Source organism: Streptomyces sp. NPDC039609, assembly GCF_055596705.1.
Genome location: NZ_JBVIUJ010000006.1, coordinates 122,452 through 140,927 on the forward strand (window position 1 = coordinate 122,452; position 18,476 = coordinate 140,927).

Below are 18,476 nucleotides of genomic sequence, written 5' to 3' on the forward strand. Positions count from 1 at the left end.
ATGCACCGAGGAACCCTCTTCCAAGATAGCGCCATATTCCCTAATGAGGTTGGGTAACGCATAGTGTCAGGTCGGCCGCCCAGGGTCCCCATGTGCGACTTCTCAGCCCATGAACACCCGGCGACCTGGTCGGAGCGGACGCCCACTTGGTCTGATGTTTGCCGGGGTGCCGCCCATGCGGCTGGGCCACGAGAACCTACGAGGCTGTTGACGCGACACCTTGCCCCGTAGAACCGCCCCGGCTGGGCGGGACCGCTTGACATCTCGGATTCCACATAATGGCGAACGTCTACGTCTCCTCCCCCGACCAGCACGTCCGGCTCGGATTCCTGCGGAGGGCACGGACAGCACCTTGTGGAAGGTCGGCGCCCACAGCGACCCGTTCGGGCCGCCCGACTGGCTGGCCAGTCGGGCCCAACACGCCGACGGAGTTGGTGACCGCCTTCACGTCCTCCCTCGCCACCAGCTACGCCAAGGATCCGGACGCCGCCTTGACCGGTCCGCGGCGACCGGCCGAGGAAGGCTTTCGGCCCCTGAAAGAAGCCGGATGGAAGGGAGGGAGCTGGCAGCTCGCCACCCTGTTCACCGCGCCGGACGAACTCGCCGGCCTCACCTACAGGGACGGGGTCCTGGATCGACACGCCGAACTCCGCGGCGACCAGGACCGCTGGCTGCTCTGGGGCGGCCGGGACGGCTTCAGCTCGCGCTGGTACGCCACGTTCACCTCCGGCGTCCCCGTAGATCTGATCGCGGCGACCACCACCCGCCTGGCCGACCCAGCCCCCGTACTCCGCTACGAGATCGAGGTTCCCAAGCGAAACCGCGGTGCCGCCCAGATACGCCCCGTGCCACCTCCGGTCCCGACACCGCTGGACGTCCGGCGTGCCGCCGCCGCCCGCGCCCGCTCTCACAGAGGTCGCCTCGTGGCCCGGGCCCTGGCGGCGTCCGCAACCACGGGCAGCCCCAGTGCCGTCCTGCCAGCCCACCCCACCCACCACCGGCGGGTCGCGGCAGCACGCTGATGAACGGCGAGCTCTCACCCACCGCGGACACCGATGGCCAGGTAAGACCAGATGCCGCGCCCAAGACGCCGGCCGAGCAGTGACGCCCCAGCCGCATCAACGCGGTCGATCGCGCGAACCGCCGTTAGCTCGGGCCGTCGCCACGGCGCTCCCGCAGGAACTCGTTGTCGGCTGCGCGGGCCGCCTGCGCAAGCTCCTCGACGCTCAGCTCGACGCGTCTACCGTCCGCCATGCGGGATCGCCCGAGTGACGCCGCCACGACGTCGTCAACGGTCTCGCCGACGTACGCAGTTCCCCGTCCAGCACAGCGCTCTCCTCCTGTCATCGGTCGTCCCGGGGACAGCTCCCGGGGCGAGCGGTTCATTCCCCCACGTGGACAGCGGGCGCCCCAACTACCAGTTCGCCCACGGCAGACGCCCCACCCGGGCGAAGGAGTGGAGACCTGCGCTTCGACCATGTCAACGTACGACCGCCTCGAAAAACCACAGGTCAACGAAGGGTTCGTTGTTCGTGACGCTCACCGCGACCACCCCGTCCTATGCCCCCGCAGCCCTTCCGCACGCCGAGCTCGGCGACCGCGAGTTCATCTCCGACCCCTACTCCAACGTCCACTCCACCAGCCCCGATCAGCGCGTGTACGTCGGCTTCCTCCCCGAGACCAGGGAGGCCGCGCGCGGCGAGCTGTGGCACATCCAGGTCAAGGACACCGACGGCGAGGTGGCGTGGACCCAGACCTTCGGGCCAAACGTTCCGGCCCAGTCTGTGGCCGGATTCCTCGCGGCGCTCATCGCCTTCCCCAGCCGCTGCTGCGCCTGCGTCTGACCTACGCCGACCCCTCGGCCTCACCAACTCAGGAGTCTCTCTTGTCTCACGAGATCACCGTTCGTCAGTTGATCCACCAGCTCCAGGCGGTCGACCCGGATCTCCCCGCGTACTTCGCCATCAACCCGGACTGGCCGCAGGCCCACCGTATCGGTCGCGTCGTTGAGATCAGCGGCTCGAACGGCGCCGTCTATCTCGCCGAGAACGGCCAGGAAGGCGTCCTGCCGCCTGAGGTCCGCGCTCAGCTCGACTGGGCCGACGTGTGAACCGCCGGTCACACCCGCAGCTCGCGGGGGGCACGAGAGTCTCTCCTCGCCCGCCCTTGCTCCTCAGTAATCTGGCCCAACGTCCCATGCCCCCAGGCGTACATGGTGCTCTCATCCGCTCCGTACCACGGTGCGCCACCGAGCCGATCCCCACGACCTGGGTGTCCGTGGAACACCGCGCATCCCTTCGTCCTGGCTCGGTTCTGCTGTACTGGGAACCCGGCCCTCCCGACCGGATGGACGTCACCGCCCGCCTCGGCCTGGCCTCGACGGACGTCACTCTGGCCACATGGCCGGGCCTCCACGGGGACTGGACCCCAGTCGTCCACCCCACACTGCTGGAGATCATCGGTCTGCACAGCGCGCTGTCCGTCGCCATCGACGCCCTGCACCTCGCCAACCACCTTGCTGACGTCTGACGCCACGCGTCTCGGAGGGGCTGCCCAACCGGGCAGCCCCTCGGGTACGTGTGGTCAGCAGGGAGGAGCGGGATCTGAACCTGATCACAAGGCTCGGTAGCCACTGAAAACCGGGGGAAGGCGCGGCGGCACTTTCCCTGTCAAGTCAGCGTGTTCAGGCATGACCGCTCGAGGCAGGGCGGTGGTGTAGTGGCCACCGGAGGCCATGTGTGAGGGAGTCCTCCGCCAGAGACACGGTGCGGTCAGAGCCGTCGCATGAGGGGTTACTGGGTCTCGCTCAGGTGATGCTGTTTGAAGAATGCACGCCACTCAGCGACGGCTTGGCGCGCGAGGACCAAGGCGCCCATCTGTCCCACGGTTCCATTGGGGTCGCGCGACTCCACTGTGAGCTCCGCTCGCCGGGGCGGGCCGGGGGCGACGTAAACCTCGGCGATTCGCGCTGTTGTCTTCCCGGACTTACGAGTGTGGTGTTTGTCCGTGTTGAAGACGTCGCTCGCGAGCTTGATCGCGGGGTGGTGCTGATCCGTGATCCCCAGGACTGCGCTCTGGACTGTTGCCAACACGGCCGGATCTTTGTTGATCCAGTCCCTCAGGTGGAAGCAAACGTTGCAGAAGTCGATGGGGATCTTCTTCCAGCCCTCGCTGTCGCCTGGCCCGTCTGGCCAGCCCGAGTAGGCCCGTTCTAGGTCCTCCAGGGCCTTAAGCACGGCCTGCCACCGCTCCTGCCAGGGGCGCACTTGGCCGTGGCCGAGCCTGACACCCACTGAGTTTGCTGTAGCTGTAACCTCTGCCGGGCCGGCGAGAGCTGAGACGGCCCGCACATTGCTTCCGCACTCCGGACATGGACGGTCAGGCTCGACGGCAGCGAGGTCTGTCCCGCAGTCCATGCAGGCCGTTCCGTTTGGAGGGTTCATGATCACTCCCATGCGAGTGCCTGCCCACTCCTAATGTCGCAAAGTTGACATAGGTGCGCGAGCGGGCCGGCGGGCCGTCGTCTGACCGCCCACCCGCTCGCACCATCGCGTACGGGTGTCTGAGCTCAGCCGCCTGTTCGAGGAGGGACGACCCTGCAGGCTGGCCCTCTCAGCCGGGGCGGGGCGGAATGGGACCAAGTTGTCAGCGGCCAGACCGGGTTCTGTTGAAGTCCCTTGCCCCTGGGTGAGAACAGCACTGGCGAGGGGCCAGGTGGTCACCAGCCGGCGGGGCTCTTCGATCTCGGCGTTCTGGTTCGCGATGGTTCTCTTGTCCGGATCGGCCAGCCCAACCTCCTACGCGGGCCTCGGCTCCGACAGATACGTGCCGGCAAGCGTGCCGTCGTACCCCACGGCCTCGGCGGCGGCCTCCAGGCTCGGATAGTCCTGGCCGCCGATGTCGATCATCGCTTCGTAGTCCCCGCGCGTCAGCTCGGGCTCAACCCATTGGTGCGCGCACCGGCAGCGGATGCTGATTTCGCTGCGGTCACAGATCACCATCCAGTCGCGCCGCGCTCCGCACGCTGGGCACATCACCAGGATGCCGCCGATGCGGATTCCCTCGGGGTGGGTGGTGGCGCGGAGACGGATGATGCCGTCGCCGAGCCGCGTCTCGTTCTGGAGCCTCAGCAAGGGGTCGTCGGCTGCCGTCTCCGGCAGCACGGCTCTACGGGTCCGGAGGTCTTCGCTGAGCATCTACATCGTCTCCTCGTCCTGTTCTTTACCAGCCCTAACCGCTGGGGGCTGCTGGTGTCCAGCCGTTTGAAGTGCTGGTCAGCGCCGTGGGCCCGGCCTGCGGGGGCTGTTCGTGTCGTGCCGAGCGGCCGTCTCGGCTGCCTTCGGCTTCGGTGCGCGGGGCTGCGGCGGGGGCGTCCGTCGGGGCGCTCGGGTGCGGGGGGCGTCGGCGGTGGCTGGCAGTTTCCCGATGCGGCGCAGGCGCCAGACGAGTACGTCGGTGGCGTTGTTGGCGGTCTCCAACTCGCGCCATTCGATCGCCTGCTGGAGCAGTGCGTCGGGGTCGTGTCCCACTCGTTCGGCTTGGGCGAGGGTGGCGGCGAGCGCGTCCCAGCCGGGCTCGCGCAGGACGTGGTCGGACTGCCCGGGCAGGGCGGCTTCCACGGTGTCGGCGTACCGATCGCGTACGGGGGCGGGGAGTCGGCGTCCCTGTTCGCGCATCGCCTTCATGGGCGTGGCGGACGCGGTCTGGTAGGCGGCGCGCAGGTGCTGCGCGGCTTGTCGTGCGGCGGCGGCCTGCTGGGCGTGACCGCGGGCGGAGTGCCAGCGAATGGCGGCGATGGTGACGAGGACCATCGTGGACAGGAGCATCGCTGTCGCGCCGCCGTCCTCGCCCTTGCCGAGGGCGTTGCCGGCCCGGACGATGCCGCGCGCGGCGGAGCGGAGGGCGCGGTGGTCGGCGTGCTCGGCGCGGGTGTGGGAGCGGGTGGCGCGTTCGAAGGCGCGGGCGGCCTCGGCGAGTTCCTTGCGGGTGGAGGCCGGGGAGGTCTGGGCGACGGCGTCGAGGAGTTCGCCGACGCCGATGAGCTGAGCGGCGCCTGCCGCGCCGTCGTCCCCGGCGAGCACGGTGACGGCCTGCTCGGCGACGTGAGTGGCGTCTCGGCGAGCACCGGCTGGGCGAGCGGCCCGTGGGACGGGGCCCGTGACGGTCGTCGGCTCGTCCTCGGGCGGTCCGTCCGCAAGGCGTTGGCGAATCCTGGGGAGAGAGAGGTCGGGGGCCAGCCGGGAGCCGGGGAACCAGATGGGCTCGCCGTCACGGTTACGGTCGCCGGGCAGGGCGACCTTGTAGCCGAGGATGTCGCCGGAGGGGGCTACACGCTTTTCGAGGCGAAGGCCGGCTTCGGTGAGACGGCGGAAGAACTCGTCCTCGTCGGCGGCGCCGGCCAGCGCCCGGCGGACATGCTCACGCAGCGTTTCACGGGGCGGTTCGCTGCGGCCTGTGCGCTCCGCCTTGGCGCGTTCGGCGCTGGTGGGGCGTTGGGCGGCGGTGCGGTCGCCTTCGTTGAGGATCTGCAGGCCCCACTCCTTTTCGATCTTGCGGCATTCGGCCTGGGCTCGGATGCCGTCCTGGTGCCGGCGGGGGCTTCGTCCGTCTTCGCGTTTGAGCGTGGCGACGATGTGGATGTGGTCCTCGGCGTGGCGTACGGCGACCCAGCGGCACGCCTTGTCGTCGCCTTCCTCGGCGATGCCGGTGGCGTGGACGATGCGGCGGGCGACCTCGGCCCATTCGGCGTCGGTGAGGTGCCGGTCGCCTGGGGCGGTGCGGACGGGGCAGTGCCAGACGTGCTGGGCGGGGCGGCGGTCCTTGGGGAGAGCGAGGACGGGGAGGTCGAGCCGGTCGGTGAGCTGCTTGAGGGTGGCGGCCGGGTCACGTCCGGGGTCGGGCGCGAGTCCCGGCATCCAGGCGGCGACGAGGTGCGGGTCGGTGTGTTCGTCCCGGCGGCCGGGTCCGTAGAGGTAGGCGAGGAGTCCGTACGTGCGGCTGCCGGTGGAGATGTCTGGGACCACGGTGTCAGCGCCTCGCCATCTCGATGGCGGCGGCCTCGACCCGTGCGGCGGCGCGCAGGACGCGGGCGACCGCGTCGTCGGCGTACTCCGGCCGGCCGCCGGAGTTGAGGACGCGGGCCACCTGGTTGAGGTTGTTGCCGGCACGGCCGAGCTGGGCGCTGGCGGACATCAGCTCCTCGAGGCGTCCGCGCTGGTCCAACAGCCATGCCCTGGAGCCGCCTTGGGCCTGGGCGACCGCGACCGCGGCGTCGGCGAGGAACCCGGCGGTCTTCAGGCCGGCGGCTTCGGCGGCGCGCTTGACGATGTCGAGTTCGTCGCGGGTCAGGCGGACGCTGCGGACTTGGTCGCGGTGCACGCTCTGGCGCAGGCGGGGGCGCGTACGCGGCGCGGAACGCGCGGCTTCTTCACCCTCCGGCTGCGATCCGCCCTCGGTCGCGGCCCCACGGCCTGGCTCCCCCTGGTGCCGGGCCTCCCCCGCCCCCTGGGGGGTGGGGGCAAGCCCTTCCGAAACTCCTCCGCGGCCCGTGGCTGCGGAGGAGTTTCGGAAGGTACAGCTTGCTCGGCCTCGTGCCGGGCAGTGACCTTCCCCCAGGTCAGCGGGGGCGGAGGTCGGATCGGTGGGCGTCATCGGGGCAGTCCGGAGGGGTCGCGGCGTACGTCGCGCAGGACCTCGGCGACGAAGTCCAGCGCGAGGACGGGGTGGTGGAGGGTGCGGGGTGTGCTCGTGGGTGTGCGCTGGACGGTCCAGGCTCCGTCGGGGCCGGGTTCGGCGTGGTGGAGGTGTCCGTACCGGCTGAGCACGGTGATCCAGGCGTCGGCTTCGGCTCGGGTGGCCGAGGTGGTGCGCATGGTGGCGGCTCCAGTGCATGCGTGGGGCGGGAGGGAGTCGTGTGCTCGGCGGGTGCGCCAGTCCGGTGGACGGGCGCCGGCGCACCCGCCGAGCAGGCGGTCCGGTCAGGCGGTCCGGGTGTCCGCAGCCTGTTCCGCTTCCTTGCGGAGGTGCTGCATCAGGACGGTCAGCCGGTCGTTCCCGAGGCCGTGTCCGTGACCGCGGATGGCGTCCGCGACGACCTTCCGGGTCAGGTCGCCTGCCTCGGTGACCGCCTGGCGGGCGATCGCGAGGAGTTGTTCGTCGGTGACCGGGGCCGACTTGCGGTCGCCGTTGTCCGGACGGGCGGCGGGCCCGGCCTCCGAGGCCGCGCCCGAAGTAGTGTCCGGACGCTTGGCCGGATCGGCGGGGTGAGTGACCGGGCGGGGTCTAGGAGCGAGGTGTCCGCCCTGGTCAGCGTCGCGGCCACCGTGCTCGGGCTCCGGTTCGACCAGCTTCTCCCGTGCTCCGGACACGGTGTCCGGGGTGTGCGTCTCCGAGCTGTCCGGCCGCTGGGTGACCGCCGTGCGGCCGGTGTCCGGGCTGGGCAACTCGGCCGGGTGTCCGGACGTGACCGGGGCTGAGCCTCGTCCGCCCCAGCCGAAGTGGGTGTCGGGACGGTCACCGGTGACCTGCTCCGTCCGGATGCCGGAGGTCTCCTGATGTCCGGACAGCCCGGCCTCGGTGGCCCGCCGGGCGATCAGGATGTACAGGTGGACGGCTCCGGCCAGCGCGAGCGGGGCCAGGGTGGACAGGACACCGACGGTGAGGTCACCGAGCCGGAGGCCGGCGCCGTCGTGCTGCTGGTTGAGGCGCACAGCGTGCAGGGCGTTGGCCCAGATGCTGGCGGCGGTCGCGGTACCGAACAGCGTCCACACATAACATCGGGCGGCCAGTGGGGCGGTGCGCAGGACGAGGAGAGCCCGTACCCCGTAGGCGATGAATCCGTCAATGACCAGGGGGAAGACGAAGGTCAGGAGTCCTCGGACGTGGATCGCGGTGGCCATCTGCTGCAGCGCGTCGTACGAGAGTGCGCATCCCGCGCCCCCGAGGGCGACGACGGCGGCCCGGTCCCAGCCGTTGATCCGCGCCTGTATCGGCGCGACATGGCTCACGCCGCCTTCCCGAGGTCATCGCGGCCGGGGAGCTGGGGCTTGGGCTTGTTCAGTGCGTGCGGCTGGCTCTTGGTCGCCTCGCTGGCCTCCTTCTGCTGTTCCACGGCCCGGTTCCGGATCTGGCGACGGGTTCGCCGGTAGAGCTTCTCGGCGTGCTCCTCGGTGATCTTCAGTAGCCAGGCGAGCCGCGAGGCGGGCAGCTCTGCCTGGTAGGCCGCGCGGGCGACGGCGCGGCGCTCGGCTTTGGTGAGGTGGATGTCGCGTCCAGCCAGGGTCTCGTTGACGCGGGCGTATTCGAGGCGGCGCTCCAACTTCTTGTGCAGGGGCTCGCGCTCCTCTTCGGTCATCCCGCCTCGGATGCCGGCGCTGTCGCCGTTCTCGAGGGCGACATCGAGGCAGACCTTGCGGACGGGGCACTGAGTGCACATGGCCTTGGCCTCCCGGATGCGATCGACCTCGTCGGGCTCGGGGAAGAAGAGCTCGGGGTCGACCCGGTGGTGGGGCGTCGAGTTGCAGGCGGCCTGGTCGCGCCAGGTGTGGTCGCCAAGGGCACGGGGCTGCTGGTTCGTGGTGCGGTGCATGGGGGTGTCTCCGTGTCCCCCTGGCGCGTTCGGGCAGGAGCGGTCAGGGGGTTGGTACGTGAAGGAGGCGGGCCGGTGTCGGCCACGCCAAGGGCAGGTCAGGCGCGGGCCGCGGCGAGAACGCGTCGCTCGGCCGCGAGGGCTCGTCTGCGGTCGGGGCCGTCGAGGATGACCCGATCGGTCATCTCGGTGAGCCGGGAGGCGACGCGGTCGCCGATGTGGGTCCGCAGGTCGGACATGCCGAGGTTGGTGGTGATCAGGGTCGGGAGCATCGCGTTGTAACGGCGGTTGATGAGCCGCATCGTGATCTCCTCGGTCCACTCGCTGTTCTTCGCCGCGCCGAGGTCGTCGATGATCAGCAGGGGGCAGCGGGCCAGGTCCATCAGCTCACGTTCGCCGTCGTGGCCGGGACGCGGCCGCAGTTCCGCGTACAGGTCAGCGGCCGTGATTGCCTTCCAGCGCAGCCGGACCCCGGCGATCAGGAGCGAGCGGACCGCTCCGTACGCCTGGTATGTCTTGCCGGTCCCGGTCGTGCCGACGATCAGCAGGGAGCGGCCCTCGGCAAGTCCCGGGGCGCCCTCCGGGCCGGGGCGTCCACGCTCGGCGACCTCGTGGACCCAGGCGGCGACCGCAGGGTGGTCGGCGACGGCGGCTCGGTAGCGGGCCGGGATACGGGCCTGTGCCGCCTGGAGGGCGGGGATGGGCTCGGCCGGGTCCGTGAGCTTGGAGCTTTGGTCGATGCCCCGGGATTTGAGGATGCCGGCCAGGCGGCGGGCGATGCCGCCGACGGGCTGGGCGTCGTAGTCGCGCATCACAGCTCCTCGGCGTAGGCGGCGGCAGGGTCGGCGGGGTTGGACCAGGCCCGGTGACCGGGCACGCTAGGCCCAGATTCCGGCCGGACCAAACCGGCGCGGGTGGCGTTCATGGCCTCGTGGACGAGGCTCGGCAGGGTGCTGGGGTGCAGGCCCTTGGCGCGGTGAAGGGCCAGCCCGGCGCGGATGTGGCCGGGGTCGATGCCCTCCGCGAGGAGCTTGGCCGTCTCGCGGCCGAGGTGGCCGAGGACGCCACTGGGCGGGCGGTGCGCGCAGGCAGCGGCGTACTCGGCGATGAGCTGCTGGGCCGAGGCGATCTCCGGCGCGCGAGCGCTCGCGCCCCCCGAAGGGGAAGATCCTTGATCCAGGTTCCTAGGTCCAAGATCCAGGGCGTGAGGGCTCACCGCGGGCTCGGTGAGCCCTCCGTGAGTGTTCACTGAGGACTCACTGAATGCCTCGCGACCTGCGATTTCGTGCGCTTCGGAGGTTTCGGCGGGGATTCGTGCGTCCTCAGTGAGTGCTCCGTGAGCCTTCACGGAGGACTCCGGAACGTCGCCGTGAGTCTGCGACGGGTCCGCCTTCGGCTTCGCGGCGTCGTGCTTCGGACACTCGGGGAGCCGGCTGCGGCTGGCTCGGTTGATCTTCTGGTGGCGGTGCCAGGTGACGATGTGCAGGTACCGCTTACCCTCCTCGTCCTCGTACCGGCAGACCAGTTCGGCGGCGGCGAGCTGGATCAGGTCGTCCTCGACGTCGACCGGCGTACGCCCGCCTCGGACGGCCCAGAGCTCTCCGCAGAGAGCGGCGGGCTGGTCGCGGACGCGGCCGTGGTCATCGGCACGGCTGATCAGGCCGAAGAAGGTCCGCTCGGCGCAGACGCTCACCTGCGCCAGGGACTCGGAGGTGAAGGCTTCGGGCTTGAAGGTTCGGATCCTGGCCACGGTCAGCGCCTCCCATCCGCGACCGCGTACGCCTCGGCGGCGGTGCGCAGGACACCGGTGGCGAGGTCGAGGTCGTATACCTCGTTCCAGTTCGCCTCGGGGTGAGTGCGCATCACCCAGCGTGCGGCCGTCAGGCCCTGGGCCCGGTTGAGGGCTACGGGGTTGCCCTGCGCGTCGTAGGCGCGGGCGTGGGGGCTGGGCCAGGTTCGCTCGGGTTCACGCTGCGAGACGCGGATGGTGCGAGCACTGGGCACCATGTCCGCGAGGAGGGTGGCCAAACGGCGCCAGCGGGACTTGGTGGCGGGGTCGGCGACCTGGACATGCTGGGCGGCGTGCGCCCTTCCGTGCCGGGACTCGGGCATGCGAGAATTCCTCACTCGTAGGTGGGGTGGGACGGCCGTTCTCGTCGAAAAGGTCAGCCGACCCGCTCCAGTTATGGATCCGCCTCCTTCGGGTGGCGGGCTCGGCGTCCGGAAGCGGCTAACTTCTGGGCGCCGGTTTCTTTTCCCCTGAGGGGAGCGCGTCCGTGGCGCTTGGGATAGCTCCTACTTCCCTCCCATGTACTGACCTGACGTCGGCGTTTCCCGCCGAGGGACCAGCAACATATGCAGACGGCGGCCAACACTCCAGCTGGCAGCGGGTACTGAGCGGATTCGACGCCAACTCGACATATGTCGCTAGGTCAGTGGGCGGTCGTGACTCACGGTCCGCCGGACACTGCACCCCCGCTCGGCGTCCAAGCTGTTGAAGAGGGCTCCGTGCCCCTCCGGGCCGAAGCCGCACACTTCTCAACGCCCGAGAGACGAGTCCCGGCGCCGATCTGTTCTGAGAGCTCTCCGCGCACTGGATGTCGCAGGGGACTCCGATCTCTCCCTCCCGCGACCCAGAGCCTTGGAAGGGTTCGAAGACGAAGATCGAGCAAGCGTGCAACGCCGCTCGCTCTTCGCTAAGCTGAAACTATTCCCGACCGAAGAAAAAGTCAACGCACTGGATCGACTCCAGTTTGCATAAAAACGAGGTCCGATGCCTGCCCGTCACTTCGACCGAAGCCGTCTACGTGCGGTACGGCGAGCCGCCGAGATCTACCAGGCTGCCGTTGGCGAGGCGCTGGGAGTGTCCGACTCGGCGGTCGCCGGCTGGGAGACCGGCGCACAGACTCCCGATCCGGAGAAACTGCCCGCGCTGGCGCGCGCGCTCGGACGGGACGTAAACGACCTGTTCCCACGGTCTGGGCCACCCGATCTGACTGACCTGCGCTGCGATGCTGGCTACTACCAGTACGAGACGGCTGAGCTGATCGGAACCAAAAGCGCCGGACCAGTAGCGGCGGCCGAACGCGGAGAGCGACGCCTCAAGGACAAGTACGTCCCGGCCTTGGCGGCGGCGTATGGGGTCAGCCCCGAGGAGCTGCGGCGAGCGGAGGCCCGGTCGATCGCCAAGGCGCAGGGTGTGCCGGTTGACGAACCTGCGCCGTCGGGAACCGGGAGCGCCTCGGCTCTTGGCACCCCTCCCGAATCGCTGGCCGAGAAGATCACCCTGCTCCTGGACAGCTCGTATCCCGGCCCACAGGGCCCCCCCTCGGATGCGGAGATGGCGAACGCGGTGAACGCTCATGCCGGGGCGCAGGTCATCACCGAGGAGGGCTTCCGGGATCTCCGTACGGGCATCACCGGGACCGCGTCGCCTGCGGTTCTGGACGCGCTTTCAGCCGTCGTCGGCGTCTCGCGGATGTACTTCGAGCCAGACGCCGCCGTGGCTGCTCAGGTCTATGAGGGTCTTCAGCTCCTCGCAGCCGCGAAGAAGGGGGCCGTGGGCCGGGTGAGGGCTCGTGGGCTGGGCTCGCAGGGGCTGTCACCGAAGGCGATGGCGCTCGTAAACGAGTTGGTGGCGGAGCTGGAGGAGAAGGAAGCGGACGCCGGCGAGTAGCGCCCGTCCGCAGCTCCTGGGCCGTGGACGGGCGGCGCGGCTACTGCTGCTCTGACGTCTTGCCCGGCTCGTGCAGGCGGCCCTCGGCGACCGCGGCCCGGACCGCCTTCAGGGCGCCGAGGTCTTCGAGGGGGTCTCCGTCGACCACCAGCAGGTCCGCGCGGAACCCCGGAGCGATCCGGCCTGTCGCCTCGCCCAGTCCGAGCGCGTCGGCCGCGTCGGCGGTTGCCATCCCGAGGATCCTGTCGTTCGGCAGGCCCAAGTGCGCGTAGAACGACAAGGCGGGCACCAGTCCGTCGAACCCGGTGCGCTGGACTCCAGCGTCGGTTCCTGCGATGAGCTTGGTGCCGGCCTCCGCCATCTGCCGTACGAGGTCGAACATGGCCGCCGCCCGCTCCTCGCCGAAGAAGCGGGGGAGCATCTGCCAGTGGGGGCTCACAGCCGGGCAGACCGCGATGCCCCGGTCAATGATCTGCTTCAGGACGTCCTGCCGCAGGTCGAAGCCGTCGCTCGTCATCCACGTGCAGTGCTCAAGTGTGTCCACCCCGACCTCGACGGCCGCGGTGATGCCGTCCGTACCGTGTGCGTGGGCGGCCACTGGCAGGCCGGCCTGGTGGGCCTCGTCCACTAGGGCCTGGAGTTCCTCTGGGGAGAACTGGCTCTGCCAGCTCTTCGGCCCGCCCTTGGTCAGACCGCCTCCGGTCACCATCGCCTTGATCACGGTGGCGCCCGCCGCGATGTTGCGCCGTACGAGATCGCGGGCCTCGGCTTCCCCGGAAACCTCACCGCCGAGGAAGTGGCAGTGGCCTCCAGGCGGGGTCGCAGGTGTGCCCGCGGAGACGATCCGGGGACCGGGAGTGCTGCCGCTGGCGATCTCTGCGTCCAGCTGGAGGGCGAGGCCGTTGCGGTCTCCCAGGTCACGTGCCGTCGTCACGCCGCTGGAGAGGAGTTGTTCCGCGCGTCGGCGCATGTCCTTCAGCAGGGTTTCGTCGCTCGACTCGTGGAGCGTGGCCACGGGGTCCGCGCCGCCGTCGAACACCAGGTGCACGTGGGCGTCGATGAGACCCGGCACCACCGTGCCCTCGGGAAACGCGAGGTGCGTGTCGTCCGAACCGACCCGCGCCGCGATCTGCGCGCGCGGCCCCACCGCCGTGATCGAGTCGCCTTCGACGAGGACTGCGCCATCGTCCAGATACGTTCCGGGACCCACGAGGACTCGGCGGGCGGTGATCAGCATCTCGGCCTCCTTGATCGTCGATGGTCAGGCGGGCAGACGCAGCGCGTCCGATACCGCGATCAGCTGACGTACGTCCGCGTCCCGGTCATCCGCCTGGGGCACTGCCAGGGCTATGGCCTGACGCGCTGGACGGGCGTCCTTCCCGATCGTGGTGACGGCTCGGCGGAGGCGGTCCGCCAGCACGGCAGGGGGGAGGGCGAGGACTTCGGCGCCCTCACCCTCGCGAGCCAGATACGGGCTGATATCAACCAACCCGTCCCGGCATTCCACTATCCGCCGGTGGTAGCGCCGGTGCACGCCATGCGCCCTCCAACGATCCCAAAGCGCCGGAGAAGCCGGCCGCAGCACGTTCTCGGGGTACGCGTCGGTGAGCAGCAGCCACAGCGGGGCCAGGCGGCGGTGGTCACGGCGTCGCCGCAGCCAGAGCCGCGCGGAGGTGACCCTCGCGCGGGCCCCCGCATACGTGACACCGGAGACGAAGAGCAGGATGGACACGACGAGGAACACCGCGACGCCCGCCATGAGCGGCTGCGGTACGGTCCCGCCGCTCCAACGGACGGCCACGAAGACCGCGCGGACGGCGCAGGCCACCGCCATCGCGCTCAGGCCCACAGCGGCCATCCACAATCCCGTCGCGTGCGGGCGCTGCGACATGCGGGCGTACTGGCGGGTCCACCGACCAGTGACGCCGAGGGCGTACATGAGGTACAGGCCGGTGACACCGTAGAAGAAGGCGATCTGCGGGATCGTCATGTCCGCCGTGCTGAAGGAGCCGGCGAAGACATCATGGGGGACCGCATCCGCGGCCACGACGATAGCCACGGCCACCAACGCGACGACGACGGCCTCTCGTCGGGCCCGTCGACGGGCGGTCGGCCCGTCGGCGGAGTACAGGTAAAAGCACATCAGGAAGTAGACCGTCAGCAGGAGCAGCACGTTCTGTATGAGCTTCGCCGTGCCATGCCCGGCCACGGTGTCGACGCCCGAACCGCCACCCGGCATGGCCAGGGGGTAGGACAGCAGGGCGGTGAGCAGGCACAGAGTGACGGAACGCAGCGGCGCGTCCTGCGGGGCTCGTGACCACTGATAGAGCTTCCACGCCACGGCAGCGGCGAGGCACAGGAGGATCCAGTTCGGTCATGGGTTACAGCCACCCTCGTCGGTCGCCGAGAGCCGCCTGTACCCGCTGCACCGTGGGGTCCTCCGGCATCGGGGCAACATGGTCAAGCACCGACGACCACTCCAGGACGATCGTGGCTGCCAGCTCGACGGCGCACTCTTCCCCGTCGTCGTACGAGCATCGGCGGGCCACACGCCGGATCAGCGCGGGATCGAGCACCGGGATCATCGTGGCCCAGCCCTCGACGAAGTCGTCCGGAGCTTCCTGCTCCTCCTCGGCCTGCTCGTCCTCGGCCACGATGATGTGGAACACCTCGTGCAGGATGATGTGATCCTGATGCAGGGGGGTCGTTTCCTGCTGGTAGAGCACCACGTCCATCTGAGGCGTGTCGACCCACAGCCCCGACGGTCCGGGCTTCTCCAGCGGGAATGGCCGCAGGACGATCGGCCGTCCTCGCCTCTCGCCGAGCGCCCGGCACAGCTCCTTCACGTCCAGCGGCGGCTGGACGCCGAGGTCCCGAAGCTCGCGACGCAGCCGACGGTGCAGGTCCCGCTCCACCGTCCGCTTCTGAGCGGTACGCCACCGCCCCAAGCGCCGACGGCTCAACCCGCCCTGCGCAGGCACCTTGTGTTCAGTCGCCTCGCGGTCAGTTCTTCCCGGCCACATCAGTAATCCCCTTCGCACCAGCCGTGGATTTGCTCCGACACGAAGTAGGGCGACGGCCGCACCCTTTTCGACCATGTCCAGTCCCGCCGCACAGCGCAGCCGAAAGTGATCACGGGTATCGAGGGCAGTACGTCGATCCAGGCCGCGAAGGGCCTAATCCGTGAACCACAGCGGGCGCGCGCCCAAGACTCCTCAGACACCGAAGTCACTGACGCGAACGAGCAATGACACGACGCAAAGCACCCCGGGCAGGCTCTGGGGACTTCATCGGACACTACGCGAAGCCGCATCAAGATCCGGCTGGAAAGCGCCTACCGGGTCGCAGCAGCATCGACGCACCAAATCGCACTAAATCGGCACACCTACTTGTAGATCATGCTTTTGAGCTGGCAGTTCTCACGAACGATGTGGCCATGCCAAGCACCTCAAGAGAGGTTGCCTTCGTTACCGACCCGAGACGCTTTCATTGCTTGCAAATGCACCGAATAGACACATCCAGCACCGAAAAGCCCTGCCTCTCGCGACGGGAGGAGGGGTGTGGACAGTCAGGACATCACTCGCGATTAGGCTTCCAGGCATGCATGCCGAAATACACCGCAGAGGAACTGACTACCTGGAGTTCTGGAATGAGTACCACCTGTGCACTCTGACCACACTCCGCCCAGATGGCCGTCCACATGTCGTGCCTGTTGGGGTCACCGTGGACGCCGCCGCCGGCATCGCGCGGGTTATCACCCGCAAATCGAGTAGGAAAGTCGCCAACGTACAGGCGGCGCTTCCCGGCCAAGCGCGCGTCGCCGTCTGCCAGGTGGACGGAGGTCGCTGGGCGACGCTGGAAGGCACGGCTGAAGTGCGCACGGACGCAGCCGCAGTGGACGACGCTGTGACGCGCTACGGAAAGCGGTACCGGCGCACGCCGGCTCCGGACCCGGAGCGCGTGGTCATCGAGATCACGATCGACCGAGCCATGGGGCATGTCGATGTACCCAAGCCCAAGGTCCCGGACGCCGCAGCCTAGCCTCGCGCTTTCATGAAGCGGGCTGTCCGACGGATGGTCAGGTAAGCGAAAAGCGCCTCTGACCAGCAAGAATGAGGATTGTCGAGGTCCTCGTTCCTGCCGCCGCCGGAGGCACTTCTCAGGTGAAAAAGCGTATCGGGTCCTATCCACGTGTCCGCATCGAGGGCGGCGGCCATGCGGTGGTGTCCCAGGCCGGGGCCGTGCTGCTGGTCGAGATCGTCCGCAAGGCAGGGCTGGACCGGGCGATATCGACGGCACTGATTCCGTGGCGACGTCCGCGGGCGGTGCACGATCCGGGAAAGATCCTGCTGGATGTCGCCCTGGCGGTCGCGCTGGGCGGGGACTGCCTTGCGGATGTCGGGATGCTGCGGGCCGAGCCGGCCGTGTTCGGCCTGGTGGCCTCCGACCCGACGGTCTCCCGGCTCGTCGACAGCCTCGCCTCCGCCGGGCCAAAGGCGCTCTCCGCCATAAGGGCCGCGCGGGCCGAAGCCCGCGAGCGTGTCTGGAACGAGGCCAGGAACGCGGCCCCGGATGTCACGGGGCAGGTGATCGTGGACCTGGACGGGGCGCTCGTGCTGTCCCACTCCGAGAAGCAGGACGCCACCGCGACGTGGAAGAAGACCTTCGGACACCATCCCCTGATGGCCTTCATCGATCACGGAAGCGGTGGCAGCGGGGAGCCAGTGGCCGGCCTGCTCAGGCCGGGCAACGCGGGCAGCAACACCGCTGCCGACCACATCACCACTGGCCAGCTCGCCCTGGCCCAACTGCCGAAGAAGTACCGGCGCGGACGCCAGACGCTGATCCGTACCGACTCCGGAGCCGGCACCCACGAGTTCATCGCCTGGCTCGCCCAAAGGGGAAGGTGGCTGTCGTACTCGGTCGGCATGACCATCACCGACGCCATCCACCAAGCCGTCCTCAAGGTCCCGCCCGCCGCGTGGACTGTGGCCCTCGAGCCGGGCGGCGAGATCCGCGACGGCGCCCGGGTCGCCGAACTCGACGGCGATGCCCTCAAGGGCTGGCCGAAGGGAATGCGCCTGATCCTCCGCAAGGAACGACCGCACCCCGGCGCCCAGTTGCGGATCACAGACTCCGACGGGCTGCGGCTGACCTGCTTCGCCACCAACACCACCGACAAACCGATCGCGGCACTGGAGCTGCGGCACCGCCAGCGGGCACGGACCGAGGACCACATCCGGGCCGCTCGCGCCACCGGCTGCGCAACCTGCCCCTGCACGACACCGCGCAGAAACAGATCTGGCTGAAGATCGTTCAGATCGCCCTCGACTTGCCGGCCTGGATGCCCATGCTCGCTCTGACCGGCGAAACCCACAGGTGGGAGTCCCGCCGTCTGAGGCTCCGCCTCTTCTCCGCCGCCGCCCAGCTCGTCACCACCGCCCACCGCCGGCACCTCCGCTTCGCGCGCCACTGGCCCTGGACCAACGTGATCACCGCCGCCCTGCACGACTCAACACACTCCCGAACCCCGGCTGACCAGCACGTCCCCGTCCCTGCGAGCAGCACCACCCGACCGGAGCCGTGGAACCCGGCGCCCGCCCGACGCGACAGCCGGGCCATCAACCTGCCCGCCACCGACCCGAACAACCGAAACGGCCCGCCGAAGAAACCGACGGACCGTCACGAAAGATCGAGGTTAGGAGTTCTTCGTCCGGCGGGGATGGTTCGGATCGAATTCGGCTTCGTAGTAGGTGAGCACGTTGACGAAAAGATCATGTGTGACAGGCCCGGACCATTCGAGGGCGAGATCGACGAGATCTCTCGACTGCAGAAACCCCTCGATGACGTAGGAGAACGTGCCCTCGGAGATCACTTTGCTAGGGCTGTCTACGAGCTCTTCGAGGAAGTCAAAGAATCGCCCCAGCCCTTCTGGAGTCCTCGTGGAAGGGTCAGTGGAGCGAGTCAGGAGCTCGCTGAGCACCTGCATCGCGAACTGGCCATAGAATGAATCGAGCTCCATGTTGTCCCATGTGGCCGGCTCCTGGGATGCGTCCTCTGCGTCACGGTAGCGGGCCACCTCCTGGGAGATGTCCGGGAAATCACGGAGTAGCCGGGGGAGGAAGTTTGCTCTGTCGATCATTTCTCTCGTCGCTCTGCTCGAATGCATGGAGGGTGCCCGGCCGGATCGTCCGGCCGGGCACCTGCGATGGC

20 protein-coding genes and 1 pseudogene are annotated in these 18,476 nt (G+C 69.2%); 7 read left to right on the forward strand and 14 right to left on the reverse strand.

Features of this window, described 5'->3' with window-relative positions:
• The first annotated feature begins 278 nt into the window (after positions 1-278).
• The 4 genes from ACZ561_RS18800 to ACZ561_RS18815 all read left to right on the forward strand — a co-directional run bounded on the left by ACZ561_RS18800 (position 279) and on the right by ACZ561_RS18815 (position 2,529).
• The gene (locus ACZ561_RS18800) at positions 279-1,022 is read left to right on the forward strand and encodes an SPDY domain-containing protein (RefSeq protein ID WP_470996170.1); all 744 of its coding nucleotides are present in this window, start codon (positions 279-281) and stop codon (positions 1,020-1,022) included.
• 510 nt (positions 1,023-1,532) lie between these two features.
• Entirely contained in the window at positions 1,533-1,844 is a 312-nt protein-coding gene (locus tag ACZ561_RS18805; RefSeq protein ID WP_470996172.1) for an SPDY domain-containing protein, read from the forward strand.
• A 41-nt stretch (positions 1,845-1,885) separates the two neighbouring features.
• Entirely contained in the window at positions 1,886-2,110 is a 225-nt protein-coding gene (locus tag ACZ561_RS18810; protein ID WP_470996175.1) for a hypothetical protein, read from the forward strand.
• A gap of 236 nt (positions 2,111-2,346) precedes the next feature.
• Positions 2,347-2,529, forward strand: coding sequence for a hypothetical protein (locus ACZ561_RS18815; protein ID WP_470996178.1), 183 nt, complete (start codon positions 2,347-2,349; stop codon positions 2,527-2,529).
• A 263-nt stretch (positions 2,530-2,792) separates the two neighbouring features.
• Here the strand turns inward: ACZ561_RS18815 and ACZ561_RS18820 are convergent, their stop codons facing one another.
• The 10 genes from ACZ561_RS18820 to ACZ561_RS18865 form a co-directional block, all read right to left on the reverse strand.
• Positions 2,793-3,455: a hypothetical protein gene (locus tag ACZ561_RS18820; RefSeq protein WP_470996181.1), complete on the reverse strand. Its 663-nt coding sequence runs from the start codon at positions 3,453-3,455 to the stop codon at positions 2,793-2,795.
• 342 nt (positions 3,456-3,797) lie between these two features.
• Complete coding sequence (locus ACZ561_RS18825; RefSeq protein ID WP_470996184.1) at positions 3,798-4,196, reverse strand: hypothetical protein; 399 nt, start codon at positions 4,194-4,196, stop codon at positions 3,798-3,800.
• Positions 4,197-4,274: 78 nt separating this feature from the next.
• Positions 4,275-6,023, reverse strand: coding sequence for a relaxase/mobilization nuclease domain-containing protein (locus tag ACZ561_RS18830; protein WP_470996186.1), 1,749 nt, complete (start codon positions 6,021-6,023; stop codon positions 4,275-4,277).
• Between the two features lie 4 nt (positions 6,024-6,027).
• On the reverse strand, positions 6,028-6,378 hold the full coding sequence (locus ACZ561_RS18835; protein ID WP_470996188.1) for a plasmid mobilization protein: 351 nt from the start codon (positions 6,376-6,378) through the stop codon (positions 6,028-6,030).
• Between the two features lie 269 nt (positions 6,379-6,647).
• A complete protein-coding gene (locus tag ACZ561_RS18840) occupies positions 6,648-6,872 on the reverse strand; it encodes a hypothetical protein (RefSeq protein WP_236241520.1) in 225 nt (74 codons plus the stop codon).
• Between the two features lie 105 nt (positions 6,873-6,977).
• Complete coding sequence (locus tag ACZ561_RS18845) at positions 6,978-8,006, reverse strand: DUF2637 domain-containing protein (protein ID WP_470996190.1); 1,029 nt, start codon at positions 8,004-8,006, stop codon at positions 6,978-6,980.
• Positions 8,003-8,587: a WhiB family transcriptional regulator gene (locus ACZ561_RS18850; RefSeq protein ID WP_470996192.1), complete on the reverse strand. Its 585-nt coding sequence runs from the start codon at positions 8,585-8,587 to the stop codon at positions 8,003-8,005. The genes ACZ561_RS18845 and ACZ561_RS18850 overlap by 4 nt, the downstream gene beginning before the upstream one ends.
• A gap of 98 nt (positions 8,588-8,685) precedes the next feature.
• A complete protein-coding gene (locus ACZ561_RS18855; RefSeq protein WP_470996195.1) occupies positions 8,686-9,399 on the reverse strand; it encodes an ATP-binding protein in 714 nt (237 codons plus the stop codon).
• Positions 9,399-10,337: a hypothetical protein gene (locus tag ACZ561_RS18860; protein WP_470996198.1), complete on the reverse strand. Its 939-nt coding sequence runs from the start codon at positions 10,335-10,337 to the stop codon at positions 9,399-9,401. Before ACZ561_RS18860 ends, ACZ561_RS18855 begins: the two co-directional genes overlap by 1 nt.
• Before the next feature lie 2 nt (positions 10,338-10,339).
• Positions 10,340-10,699: a hypothetical protein gene (locus ACZ561_RS18865; RefSeq protein ID WP_470996200.1), complete on the reverse strand. Its 360-nt coding sequence runs from the start codon at positions 10,697-10,699 to the stop codon at positions 10,340-10,342.
• A gap of 661 nt (positions 10,700-11,360) precedes the next feature.
• Here ACZ561_RS18865 and ACZ561_RS18870 point away from each other — a divergent pair.
• Positions 11,361-12,263 (forward strand): helix-turn-helix domain-containing protein, encoded by a 903-nt coding sequence (locus ACZ561_RS18870; RefSeq protein WP_470996203.1) that lies wholly within the window; start codon positions 11,361-11,363, stop codon positions 12,261-12,263.
• A 40-nt stretch (positions 12,264-12,303) separates the two neighbouring features.
• Here the strand turns inward: ACZ561_RS18870 and ACZ561_RS18875 are convergent, their stop codons facing one another.
• Genes ACZ561_RS18875 through ACZ561_RS18885 form a run of 3 tightly spaced genes read right to left on the reverse strand, consistent with a single transcriptional unit; the run spans position 12,304 to position 15,178 of the window.
• Complete coding sequence (locus ACZ561_RS18875) at positions 12,304-13,500, reverse strand: amidohydrolase family protein (RefSeq protein ID WP_470996206.1); 1,197 nt, start codon at positions 13,498-13,500, stop codon at positions 12,304-12,306.
• Positions 13,501-13,524: 24 nt separating this feature from the next.
• A complete protein-coding gene (locus tag ACZ561_RS18880; protein WP_470997159.1) occupies positions 13,525-14,628 on the reverse strand; it encodes an MAB_1171c family putative transporter in 1,104 nt (367 codons plus the stop codon).
• 16 nt (positions 14,629-14,644) lie between these two features.
• A complete protein-coding gene (locus tag ACZ561_RS18885; protein WP_387118809.1) occupies positions 14,645-15,178 on the reverse strand; it encodes a hypothetical protein in 534 nt (177 codons plus the stop codon).
• 685 nt (positions 15,179-15,863) lie between these two features.
• Here ACZ561_RS18885 and ACZ561_RS18890 point away from each other — a divergent pair.
• Both ACZ561_RS18890 and ACZ561_RS18895 read left to right on the forward strand, forming a co-directional pair.
• Positions 15,864-16,304: a pyridoxamine 5'-phosphate oxidase family protein gene (locus tag ACZ561_RS18890; protein ID WP_470996209.1), complete on the forward strand. Its 441-nt coding sequence runs from the start codon at positions 15,864-15,866 to the stop codon at positions 16,302-16,304.
• A 122-nt stretch (positions 16,305-16,426) separates the two neighbouring features.
• Positions 16,427-17,801, forward strand: a pseudogene (locus ACZ561_RS18895) (IS1380 family transposase).
• A gap of 160 nt (positions 17,802-17,961) precedes the next feature.
• Here the strand turns inward: ACZ561_RS18895 and ACZ561_RS18900 are convergent.
• A complete protein-coding gene (locus tag ACZ561_RS18900) occupies positions 17,962-18,405 on the reverse strand; it encodes a hypothetical protein (protein ID WP_470996213.1) in 444 nt (147 codons plus the stop codon).
• Positions 18,406-18,476 lie beyond the last annotated feature (71 nt).

What these genes read in the sequence shown, in the direction of transcription:
- ACZ561_RS18815 (WP_470996178.1), top strand. Translation starts at nt 2,347, where the DNA reads ATGGACGTCACCGCCCGCCTCGGCCTGGCCTCGACGGACGTCACTCTG.
- ACZ561_RS18825 (WP_470996184.1), bottom strand. Translation starts at nt 4,196, where the DNA reads ATGCTCAGCGAAGACCTCCGGACCCGTAGAGCCGTGCTGCCGGAGACG.
- ACZ561_RS18870 (WP_470996203.1), top strand. Translation starts at nt 11,361, where the DNA reads ATGCCTGCCCGTCACTTCGACCGAAGCCGTCTACGTGCGGTACGGCGA.
- ACZ561_RS18900 (WP_470996213.1), bottom strand. Translation starts at nt 18,405, where the DNA reads ATGATCGACAGAGCAAACTTCCTCCCCCGGCTACTCCGTGATTTCCCG.
- ACZ561_RS18820 (WP_470996181.1), bottom strand. Translation starts at nt 3,455, where the DNA reads ATGGGAGTGATCATGAACCCTCCAAACGGAACGGCCTGCATGGACTGC.
- ACZ561_RS18865 (WP_470996200.1), bottom strand. Translation starts at nt 10,699, where the DNA reads ATGCCCGAGTCCCGGCACGGAAGGGCGCACGCCGCCCAGCATGTCCAG.
- ACZ561_RS18855 (WP_470996195.1), bottom strand. Translation starts at nt 9,399, where the DNA reads ATGCGCGACTACGACGCCCAGCCCGTCGGCGGCATCGCCCGCCGCCTG.
- ACZ561_RS18875 (WP_470996206.1), bottom strand. Translation starts at nt 13,500, where the DNA reads ATGCTGATCACCGCCCGCCGAGTCCTCGTGGGTCCCGGAACGTATCTG.
- ACZ561_RS18840 (WP_236241520.1), bottom strand. Translation starts at nt 6,872, where the DNA reads ATGCGCACCACCTCGGCCACCCGAGCCGAAGCCGACGCCTGGATCACC.
- ACZ561_RS18850 (WP_470996192.1), bottom strand. Translation starts at nt 8,587, where the DNA reads ATGCACCGCACCACGAACCAGCAGCCCCGTGCCCTTGGCGACCACACC.
- ACZ561_RS18800 (WP_470996170.1), top strand. Translation starts at nt 279, where the DNA reads ATGGCGAACGTCTACGTCTCCTCCCCCGACCAGCACGTCCGGCTCGGA.
- ACZ561_RS18890 (WP_470996209.1), top strand. Translation starts at nt 15,864, where the DNA reads ATGCATGCCGAAATACACCGCAGAGGAACTGACTACCTGGAGTTCTGG.